Here is a 9,010-nt window from a genome sequence, read left to right on the forward strand (position 1 = left end):
TGGGGGCGGAGGGAGTAGAGGTTGAGCGCGCCCATCCGGGGCACGTCCCCGTTCGGGAACAGCCCCACGGCCAGCAGCCCACCCGCTCCGAGGTCGCGGGCGGCGGGCCCGTAGCGCGGGAAGTCGTCGGACACGGCCAGGTCGGGCACGTGGACGATCCCCAGGCCACCCTTGCGGGTCGCGGCCACGCAGGGCCCCTCGTCCAGTCGGTACTGCAGCTCGTCCAGCCGCGTGGCCAGCTCGTCCGTCTCGACGGGCGTGCGGAACCCGTCGTCCGGGTCGCGGATGGTCACGCTGACCAGGTCCGCGCCCGGGATCACCGCCTTGGCGGCGCGCACGACCCGCTCCAGCACCTCCGCCACGGTGCTCGCCGTCATCAGGCTCTCGGCCAGTGCGACGAACTCGCGGGCGAGCGGACCGACCGCCTCGGCCCCGCCCTCGGCGAACAGCGCGCGATCCTCCGCCCACTCCTGCTCAGCCGTCATCCGTCACCCCCTCGCGTCCCACGGTGCGATCGTCGTCCGAACCGGGGCTGCCGGCAACTCCGTCTACTCCGCGCGGTGGGTGCCCTGGTAGCCGCGCTTGCTCCGCACCCGGCGGACGACGAGCCAGAGCACGCAGAGGACGCCGACGACCAGCATCCCGGTGGACACCGGCGCCAGGTACCCCTCGACCCGGTCCCAGTTCTCGCCGAGCAGCCAGCCCAGCCCGATGAAGACCGCGTTCCACACCCCGCTTCCGATCGCGGTGAGCAGGGTGAAGCGCCACAGCGGCATCCGCGCGAGCCCGGCCGGGATGGACACGACGCTGCGGATCAGCGGCACGCACCGGGCGAGCAGCACGATCGCACTCCCGCGCTTCTCGAACAGCCGGTAGCCGCGCTCCAGGTCCTTCTGGCTCGACAGCACGAACCACTTCCGGCCCGCCAGCTCGTGCAGCCGCTCGTACCCCAGCCAGGCGCCGAGCCCGTAGAGCACGAGCGCCCCCAGCACGGAACCTGCGGTGGCAGCGGGCCAGACCCACAGCGCGTCGACGGCGCCGGTGCGGGCCCGGAACCCCGCCAGCGGCAGGATCAGCTCGGACGGGATGGGCGGCACGACGTTCTCGAGGAAGATCAGGAACCCCACCCCGGCGGCTCCGAGACGGTCGACGATCGAGAACACCCAGTCGGCCATGTCCCCAGCATGCCCGATTTGTCCGGGCCCCAAAGCAGCGGTGGTCACGACCCCGAGGATCGGGGTCGGCGTCACAGTGCCACCTCGGGCGAACGGCCCGGCCGCACTCAGCCGTTCGGCCGAGACGACCGATCCGGACCACCCTGCCCGGTGAGTGGCGATAGTCGCCAGAGCGACTATCGCCACTCACGGTCACGCGGTGGCTCGCTCGCGCAGGGACTGCGGGACCTCGAAGCGGGGGCCGTGCTTCTGCGCGAACGCGTCCGCGCGCTCCACGAAGCCCGCGACGCCGCCGGGGTAGCCCTCGACGTACTGCACCACGCCGCCGGTCCAGGCCGGGTAGCCGATGCCGAAGATCGAGCCGATGTTGGCGTCCGGCACCGTCTCCAGCACGCCCTCGTCGAAGCAGCGCTGCGTCTCGATCGCCTCGATGAACAGCATCCGCTCGGACAGCTCGTGCAGGTCGACGTCGTGGTTCGTCGCGTCGAACGTGCTCCGCAGCTCGGGCCACAGCCCGACCCGCCTGCCGTCCTCATAGGAGTAGAAGCCCGCGCCACCGCTCTTGCCGGTGCGCCCCAGCTCCACCAGCTTGTCCACGATCGCGTCGGCGGGGTGCGCGACCCACGCGTCCCCGGCCGCGGCCTGGGACTCCTTCCGGATCTTCTGCGGCAGCGTGAGCGTGAGCTCGTCCATCAGCTGCAGCACCGGCGCGGGGTAGCCCGCCTGCGACGACGCCTGCTCGATCGTCTGCGGGTCGATCCCCTCGGCCAGCATCGAGACGCCCTCGTTGATGAAGGTCCCGATCACGCGCGAGGTGAAGAAGCCGCGGGAGTCGTTGACGACAATCGGGGTCTTGCGGATCCCGAGCGTGACGTCGAAGGCCTTGGCCAGCGTCTCGTCGGAGGTCCGCTCCCCCTTGATGATCTCGACCAGCGGCATCTTGTCCACCGGCGAGAAGAAGTGCAGGCCGATGAAGTCGCCGGGGCGGTCGAGGCCCGCGGCCAGCTCGGTGATCGGCAGGGTGGAGGTGTTCGAGCAGAGCAGCGCGTCGGGCTCGACGACCTTCATCGCCTCGCGGAAGACCTCCTGCTTGAGCGCGACCGACTCGAAGACGGCCTCGATCACGATGTCGCAGCCCGCGAGGTCGTCGTAGTCCGCGGTGGGGGTGATCCGCTCGAGGAGCGCCTCGCCCTTCTCCAGGGTCACCTTGCCGCGCTTGACGCCCTTCGCGACCAGGCCCTCCGAGTACGCCTTGCCCTTCTCGGCCGCCTCGAGCGAGACGTCCTTGAGCACGACCTCCCAGCCCGCCTGCGCGCAGACGTAGGCGATGCCCGCGCCCATCATCCCGGCGCCCAGCACCGCGACCTTGCGCGGCGTGTACTTCTCGACCCCCGCAGGCCGGGACTTCCCGCCGTTGATCGCCTGCAGGTCGAAGAAGAACGCCTTGATCATGTTCTTCGACGTCTGCCCGGTCACCAGGTCCACGAAGTAGCGACCCTCGATGCGCAGCGCCGTGTCGAAGTCCACCTGCGCGCCCTCGACCGCGGCCGCGAGGATGTTCCGCGGGGCGGGCATCGGCGCGCCCTTGAGCTGCTTGCGCAGGTTGGCCGGGAAGGCCGGGAGGATCGCCGCCAGCTTGGGCGACGCGGGGGTGCCCCCGGGGATCTTGTAGCCGGGCCGGTCCCACGGCTGGGCCGCCTCGGGGTTGGCCGCGATCCAGGCCTTCGCCTTCTCGAGCATCTCCTCCTTCGAGGAGGCCAGCTCGTCGAGCACGCCCAGCTCCAGCGCCTTCGCGGGCGAGAGCCGCTGACCCTGCGCGAGGACGTTCATGAAGCCGTTCGCGATGCCGAGCAGCCGCGTGATCCGGGTGACGCCGCCGCCACCGGGCAGCAGTCCCAGGGTCACCTCGGGGAGGCCGTAGACGACCCCGCGGGCGTCGAGCCCGATCCGGTGGTGGGTGGCGAGCCCGATCTCCAGGCCGCCGCCGAGCGCGGCGCCGTTCATGGCCGCGACGACGGGCCTGCCCAGCTTCTCCAGCCTGCGCAGCTGGGCCTTGATCTCCGTGACGTTCTCGAACACGGCGGGGCCGTCGTCGGGGCCCGCAGAGAGCAGGTCGTCGAGGTTGCCGCCTGCGAAGAAGGTCTTCTTGGCCGACGTGATCACCACACCGGTGATCTCGCCCCTGGCCGCCTCCAGCTCGGTGATGACCTCGCCCATCGCCAGCTTGTAGGCGTCGTTCATGGTGTTGGCGCTCTTGCCCGGGTCGTCGAGGGTCACGATCGCGACCCCGTCGGCGTCGGACTCCCAGCGCACAGCCTTCTCGGTCATATCTCCCTCAGACCCGCTCGATGATGGTCGCGATGCCCATGCCGCCGCCGACGCACAGCGTGGCGAGGCCGCGCTGCAGGTCGCGGCGCTCCAGCTCGTCGAGCAGGGTGCCGACGATCATGGCCCCGGTCGCCCCGAGCGGGTGCCCCATGGCGATCGCGCCGCCGTTGACGTTCGTCTTGTCGGCCGAGATCTCCATGTCCCGCATGTACCGCAGGGCCACGGCGGCGAAGGCCTCGTTGATCTCGAACAGGTCGATGTCGTCGACCGTGAGACCGGCCTTGGCCAGCGCCTTGCGGCTGGCGGGCGCGGGACCGGTGAGCATGATCGTCGGGTCCGCGCCGGACAGCGCGGTCGCGACGATCCGGGCGCGCGGGGTGATCCCCGCGGCCTTCCCTGCCGCCTCGGTGCCGATCAGGGTGAGCGCGGCGCCGTCGACGATCCCGGAGCTGTTGCCCGCGTGGTGGACGTGCTCGATCCGCTCGACCCAGTGGTAGCGCTGCAGCGCCACGGCGTCGAACCCGCCGTCCTGCCCCATCATCTCGAACGAGGGCTTGAGCCCGGCCAGGCTCTCCAGCGTGGCACCCGCGCGGATGAACTCGTCGTGGTCGAGGACGGTGAGGCCGTTGCGGTCCTTCACCGGCACCACGGACTTGGCGAAGTAGCCGTTCGCCCACGCCTTGGCCGCGCGGGCCTGCGACTCCACCGCGAAGGCGTCGACCGCCTCGCGCGAGAATCCCTCGATCGTGGCGATCAGGTCGGCCCCGATCCCCTGCGGGACGAAGCCCGTGGTGTACGCCGTGTCCGGGTCCATGGCCCAGGCGCCGCCGTCGGAGCCCATGGGGACGCGGCTCATCGCCTCGACGCCGCCGGCGAGGACGAGCTCCTCCATCCCGGAGCGCACCTTCTGCGCGGCGGTGTTCACGGCCTCCAACCCGGAGGCGCAGAACCGGTTCAGCTGCACCCCGGCGACGGTGTGCGGCAGGCCCGCGGCGATCGCCGCGGTCTTGGCGATGTCCCCGCCCTGGTCACCGATGGGGGACACGACCCCCAGCACCAGGTCGTCGATCGTGGCGGGGTCCAGCTCCGGGTACCGGGAGCGGATCTCGTCGATCAGCCCGACGACCAGCGAGATCGGCTTGACCTCGTGGAGCGAGCCGGAGGCCTTGCCCCGGCCGCGCGGGGTGCGGATCGCGTCGTAGATGTACGCCTGGGGAATGGTCTCTGTGGTGCTCATGCGGGCCCTCTCGTGGGGATGCCGGCCTTCGTCGGCGGCGTGACGCCTGACCCTTTGTTACAGCAGGACTGTCACATAGGTCAAGGCGTGGGTTAGCCTGCAGCCATGGCGGAACCCGAGCCTGAACTCCTCACGGTGGACCAGCTCGCCGCCCGCACCGGCACCTCCGTTCGGACCATCCGGTACTACGCGGGTCGCGGACTGCTCCCACCCCCGACGCTGCGCGGGCGGACCGGGCTCTACGGCGCCGACCACGTCGCCCGACTGGAGCTGGTGGCCGAGCTGAGCGCACTGGGCTTCACCCTCACCGCGATCGAGCGGCACCTGGAGCGCGTGCCCGCCTCGGCGGGACCGGAGGAGCTGGCCCTGCAGCTCGCCCTGCTCACACCGTGGGCCCCCGAGGCGCTCGACGAGGTGGACCACGTCGAGCTCGAGCGGCGTGCGGGCCGCGAGCTCGACGCCGACGCCGTGGAGCGGCTCGCCGCCTACGGGGTCGTGGAGCCCGTGGGTCCGGACCGCTACCGCGTGCAGGGGCAGATCCCGTTGGCCGCGGGGCTGGACTCGCTGGACTTCGACCTGGACGCGGAGTTCTGGCGACGCTCCCGCGAGGTGATCGACCGGCACACGAACGCGCTGGCGGAGGAGTTGATGGGCGTGTTCCAGGACCACGTCCTGCAGCCCTACCGGGACGCTGGGCGCCCCGCCGACCAGCGCAGCAAGCTGGCGACGGCACTCACCCGGCTGAAGCCGGTGACGGTGCAGGGCGTGGTCACGGCGTTCGGCCGCGCGGTCAACCGGCTGATCCGGGAACGGACCGAACGCGGCACCGAGCAGGCCGCGGCGCGGTAGCGTCGCACCGTGCAGGTGTTGCGGGCCGCCGGAGTGTACGCCGTCCCCGAGGGGGAGCCGAACCAGTTCCGGGAGCACGGCAGGCTGCCCGACCTCTCGGTGGGCACCTACTGCATCCCCGTGGGCGGCAAGGACGGGCAGGACCCGCACACCGAGGACGAGGTCTACGTGGTCGTCCGCGGGCGCGCGCGCCTCGTCGCCGAGTCCGGGGAGGTGGACGTCGGGCCGGGCACCGTGGTCCTGGTGCCCGCGGGGGAGCGCCACCACTTCACGGACGTCCGCGAGGACCTGTCGGTGGTCGTGGTGTTCGGGCCCGCCGCGGGCTGGCGCATCCAGAAGTAGACAGTCTCAGTATCCGATAGCTACAGTATCGGCCATGCGCATGGCCGAGCTGAGCCGCACCACCGGGGTGCCGGTGGCGACGATCAAGTACTACGTGCGCGAGGGGCTCCTCCCCCGCGGCGAGGTCACCACCTCGCCCAACCAGGCCAGCTACGGCGAGCAGCACGTGCGCAGGCTCCAGCTCGTCCGGTCCCTCGTCGAGGTGGGCGGGCTGTCCATCGCGGCCGTCCGGGCCACCCTCGCCGCGGTCGACGACCCGGCCGTCCCGCTGCACGACACCCTCGGCATGACCATCGCCGCCTCGGACCCGGCGACCGCACCGGCCCCGGACGACGCCGCGCAGCACCGGGCCGAGGCCCGGATCGACGAGGTCCTGGCGAAGAAGGGCTGGCGTCCGCATCCCGGGGCCTCGGCCCGCCAGGCCGCGATCGACTGCCTCGCCACCATGCACCGGGTGACCGGCGACCGGCTGGCCTCGGTCGTCGACGCCTACGCCGACGCCGTGGAGGCCATCGCCGAGGCCGACCTCGACACCGTCTCCGCCCTCGCCGACCCGGAGGAACGGGTGGAGACCGCGCTGGTCGGCACCGTTCTCGGCGACCGGCTGCTCGCCGCCCTGCGCAGGCTCGCCCAGGAGCACGTCTCGGCACGCCGTTTCCCGCCCGCACCGGAGGAGACCCCATGTCCCCCACAGGAATCGCCCTGACCCGCTGGCACCGACCACTGCTGGCGCTCGCTGCCGCGATGGCCCTGCTGTTCCTCGCCTGCCTCGTGGGCCTGGTGCTCGACGACCGGCTCGTCACCGGCGCCCCGGTCTGGGCCAAGCCCGCCAAGTTCGCCCTGTCCACCCTCGTCTACGGCGTGACGTGGGCGTGGCTGATCGCGCTCGTCCGCGAGCACCGGCCGGCGCTCGCGCGGCGGGTCGGCCTCGCGGGCACCGTGGCCGCCGTGCTGCTCGGGGTGGAGCTGGTGATCATCGTCGGGCAGGCCGCCCGCGGCACCACCAGCCACTTCAACCGCACCACGGCCTTCGACTCGACGGTGGTCACGGTCATGGCGGTGTCGATCGTCGCCGTGTGGCTCGCCTCGCTGTACGTCGCGGCGGCGCTGTTCCGGGTCCGCTCGCTCGACCCGGCGCGGCGCCTCGCGATCCGGGCGGGGGCGGTGCTCGCCGTCGTCGGGATGGCCCTGGGGTTCCTGATGACCCGCCCGTTCCCCGGCCAGATCGATGCCGGCGGCACGGTGATCGGGGCCCACACCGTCGGCCTGCCCGACGGCGGCCCGGGGCTCGCGCTGCTCGGCTGGAGCACCGTGGGCGGGGACCTGCGGATCCCGCACTTCGTGGGGATGCACGCCCTGCAGGTGCTCCCGCTGGTGCTGGTGGCGCTGGAACTGCTCGCGCCGCGGCTGTCCGTCGCGGCCCGCCGTGACCTGGTGGGGATCGCCGCCGCGGCGTACACCCTGGTCCTCGGCCTGCTGACCTGGCAGGCGCTGCGCGGGCAGTCGGTCGTCCTCGCGCCGGACGTGCCCACCCTCGTCGCCGGCGGGGCGATCGCGGTCGCCGCGGTGGGTGCCGGCGTTCACCGGTGGCGAAAGGCCCAGGTCGCGGATTCGCTCACGGTGAATACGGGCCCGGAACGGGCGTCGGCTCCCTAGGTTCGGGCCCACCAGCCGATCATCCCAGGAGGTCCACGATGTCTGCTCCGAACCACCCGACCGGCTCGCCCCGCTCCGAGCCGCTGCGGATGAGCGCGCCCACCGCCTCGCCCGGGTTGGCGGACTCGGTCTTCGAACGGTTGCTGACCCACCGGATCATCGTGCTCGGCCAGGAGGTCGACGCGGACATCGCCAACCGGATCGCCGGTCAGATGCTGCTGCTCGCCGCGGAGGACTCCGAGGCGGACATCGCGCTGTACATCAACTCCCCCGGCGGTTCGGTGCACGACGGGCTCGCCATCCTCGACACCATGCGGTTCATCCCGTGCGACGTGGCCACCTACGGGATGGGCCTCGCCGCCTCGATGGGGCAGGTGCTGCTGTCCGCGGGCACCCGGGGCAAGCGGTACGTGCTGCCGCACACCCAGGTCCTGATGCACCAGCCGTCGGCCGGGGTGGGCGGCAAGGAGACCGACATCCGGATCCGCGCCGAGCTGTTGCGCCGCAACAAGGCCGAGATGGCCGCGCTGATCGCCGAGCACACGGGACAGACCACCGAGCAGATCCTCGCGGACTTCGACCGGGACCGGTGGTTCACCGCCCAGGAGGCGCTGGCGTACGGGTTCGTGGACCACGTCGTGGCCCGCGCGGGAGAGGTCGCCTGATGCAGATGCGGTACACGCTGCCGTCGTTCGTCGAGCGGACCAGCGACGGCATCAAGGAGTCCAACCCGTACAACAAGCTGTTCGAGGAGCGGATCGTCTTCCTCGGCGTGCAGATCGACGACGCCTCCGCCAACGACGTCATGGCCCAGCTGCTCTACCTGGAGTCCGCCGACCCCGACCGCAAGATCTCGATCTACATCAACTCGCCGGGCGGCTCGTTCACCTCGCTGATGGCCATCTACGACACCATGCAGTTCATCCGGCCGGAGATCGAGACGGTGTGCCTGGGCCAGGCGGCGTCCGCGGCGGCGGTGGTGCTCGCGGCCGGCGCCACGGGGCGGCGCCTCGCCGTGCCGAACGCCCGGGTGCTGATCCACCAGCCCGCCACCGACGTCGTGCAGGGGCAGATCTCCGACCTGGAGATCCACGCCCGCGAGGTCGCGCGGATCCGAACGCAGATGGAGGAGGCCCTGGCCCACCACACCGGACGGTCCCGCGAGCAGGTCCACCAGGACATCGAGCGGGACCGGATCCTCACCGCCGAGGAGGCGAAGGAGTACGGGATCGTGGACGAGATCATCCGCCCCCGCAAGCTCTCCCTGGTGCGACCATGACCCGGTGGAGGTGCAGCAGGAGGTGGTCGACGGGCTGATCCTGCTGCGCCCCGCGGGCGAGGTGCCGTTCGACGAGGTCGGGGACGAACTGCTCCCGCCGCACTGGGCGGAGCTGTGGCCCAGCGGGACCGCGCTGGCCCGCGC

9 protein-coding genes and 1 pseudogene are annotated in these 9,010 nt (G+C 71.9%); 6 read left to right on the forward strand and 4 right to left on the reverse strand.

Annotation, left to right across the window (positions count from 1 at the left end; genetic code table 11):
- The 4 genes and pseudogenes from H5J29_RS11820 to H5J29_RS11835 form a co-directional block, all read right to left on the reverse strand.
- Nucleotides 1-485: pseudogene (locus H5J29_RS11820) on the reverse strand (hypothetical protein); the annotation flags it as partial.
- A gap of 63 nt (nucleotides 486-548) precedes the next feature.
- Complete coding sequence (locus H5J29_RS11825) at nucleotides 549-1,175, reverse strand: DedA family protein (RefSeq protein WP_181780982.1); 627 nt, start codon at nucleotides 1,173-1,175, stop codon at nucleotides 549-551.
- Nucleotides 1,176-1,367: 192 nt separating this feature from the next.
- A complete protein-coding gene (locus H5J29_RS11830) occupies nucleotides 1,368-3,503 on the reverse strand; it encodes a 3-hydroxyacyl-CoA dehydrogenase NAD-binding domain-containing protein (RefSeq protein ID WP_181780983.1) in 2,136 nt (711 codons plus the stop codon).
- A 7-nt stretch (nucleotides 3,504-3,510) separates the two neighbouring features.
- Complete coding sequence (locus H5J29_RS11835; RefSeq protein ID WP_181780984.1) at nucleotides 3,511-4,740, reverse strand: acetyl-CoA C-acetyltransferase; 1,230 nt, start codon at nucleotides 4,738-4,740, stop codon at nucleotides 3,511-3,513.
- A 105-nt stretch (nucleotides 4,741-4,845) separates the two neighbouring features.
- Between H5J29_RS11835 and H5J29_RS11840 the strand changes: the two genes are divergently transcribed.
- From H5J29_RS11840 to H5J29_RS11865, 6 genes are all read left to right on the forward strand, one after another.
- Nucleotides 4,846-5,589 (forward strand): MerR family transcriptional regulator, encoded by a 744-nt coding sequence (locus H5J29_RS11840; protein WP_181780985.1) that lies wholly within the window; start codon nucleotides 4,846-4,848, stop codon nucleotides 5,587-5,589.
- A gap of 9 nt (nucleotides 5,590-5,598) precedes the next feature.
- A complete protein-coding gene (locus H5J29_RS11845; protein ID WP_181780986.1) occupies nucleotides 5,599-5,931 on the forward strand; it encodes a cupin domain-containing protein in 333 nt (110 codons plus the stop codon).
- A gap of 34 nt (nucleotides 5,932-5,965) precedes the next feature.
- Nucleotides 5,966-6,637 (forward strand): MerR family transcriptional regulator, encoded by a 672-nt coding sequence (locus H5J29_RS11850; protein WP_181780987.1) that lies wholly within the window; start codon nucleotides 5,966-5,968, stop codon nucleotides 6,635-6,637.
- Complete coding sequence (locus H5J29_RS11855) at nucleotides 6,613-7,587, forward strand: hypothetical protein (protein WP_220187292.1); 975 nt, start codon at nucleotides 6,613-6,615, stop codon at nucleotides 7,585-7,587. The genes H5J29_RS11850 and H5J29_RS11855 overlap by 25 nt, the downstream gene beginning before the upstream one ends.
- Nucleotides 7,588-7,676: 89 nt before the next feature.
- Nucleotides 7,677-8,252 (forward strand): ClpP family protease, encoded by a 576-nt coding sequence (locus tag H5J29_RS11860; protein ID WP_181780991.1) that lies wholly within the window; start codon nucleotides 7,677-7,679, stop codon nucleotides 8,250-8,252.
- On the forward strand, nucleotides 8,252-8,866 hold the full coding sequence (locus H5J29_RS11865) for an ATP-dependent Clp protease proteolytic subunit (protein WP_181780988.1): 615 nt from the start codon (nucleotides 8,252-8,254) through the stop codon (nucleotides 8,864-8,866). Before H5J29_RS11860 ends, H5J29_RS11865 begins: the two co-directional genes overlap by 1 nt.
- The last annotated feature ends 144 nt before the right edge of the window (nucleotides 8,867-9,010 follow it).

Origin of the sequence: Pseudonocardia pini, from assembly GCF_013870575.1 — a bacterium.
Taxonomy (GTDB): Bacteria; Actinomycetota; Actinomycetes; order Mycobacteriales; family Pseudonocardiaceae; genus Pseudonocardia; species Pseudonocardia pini.

Coding starts and splice junctions, on each gene's coding strand:
- H5J29_RS11840 (WP_181780985.1), top strand. CDS start 4,846: ATGGCGGAACCCGAGCCTGAACTCCTCACGGTGGACCAGCTCGCCGCC.
- H5J29_RS11850 (WP_181780987.1), top strand. CDS start 5,966: ATGCGCATGGCCGAGCTGAGCCGCACCACCGGGGTGCCGGTGGCGACG.
- H5J29_RS11835 (WP_181780984.1), bottom strand. CDS start 4,740: ATGAGCACCACAGAGACCATTCCCCAGGCGTACATCTACGACGCGATC.
- H5J29_RS11825 (WP_181780982.1), bottom strand. CDS start 1,175: ATGGCCGACTGGGTGTTCTCGATCGTCGACCGTCTCGGAGCCGCCGGG.
- H5J29_RS11865 (WP_181780988.1), top strand. CDS start 8,252: ATGCAGATGCGGTACACGCTGCCGTCGTTCGTCGAGCGGACCAGCGAC.
- H5J29_RS11855 (WP_220187292.1), top strand. CDS start 6,613: ATGTCCCCCACAGGAATCGCCCTGACCCGCTGGCACCGACCACTGCTG.
- H5J29_RS11860 (WP_181780991.1), top strand. CDS start 7,677: ATGAGCGCGCCCACCGCCTCGCCCGGGTTGGCGGACTCGGTCTTCGAA.
- H5J29_RS11830 (WP_181780983.1), bottom strand. CDS start 3,503: ATGACCGAGAAGGCTGTGCGCTGGGAGTCCGACGCCGACGGGGTCGCG.